The organism is Globicatella sp. HMSC072A10 (assembly GCF_001811625.1).
GTDB classification, from domain to species: domain Bacteria; phylum Bacillota; class Bacilli; order Lactobacillales; family Aerococcaceae; genus Globicatella; species Globicatella sanguinis.
Genome location: NZ_KV805662.1, coordinates 1 through 246, shown reverse-complemented (window position 1 = coordinate 246; position 246 = coordinate 1). Strand labels below are relative to the sequence as shown.

Genomic DNA, 246 nt, shown 5'->3' with positions numbered 1-246 from the left:
AGCTGGCAGGGCTTCAAAGAATTTCCGCCTTAAATGCGCCCAACAGCCACTGACTTTAACTTTCTCCTTGCATAGGTTGACATAGGCACCATACATATCTGCATGAAGGCTGCCTTCAAAATCTGGACCCAATAGGTCAAGAATGACTTGGCGACCTCTGCCTTCATCAAATTGATAAATAATCCCCTGTTCTGGTGTGTCCTTGCCACTCATGAGAAGCCAAAAATAATTCTTCGCTTTTTGGCT

1 protein-coding gene is annotated in these 246 nt (G+C 44.7%); it reads right to left on the bottom strand.

The window, feature by feature from the left end; genetic code table 11:
* Positions 1-246, bottom strand: a 246-nt coding sequence (locus tag HMPREF2811_RS03360; protein WP_141749243.1) for an IS66 family transposase, incomplete at both ends; no start/stop codon positions are given.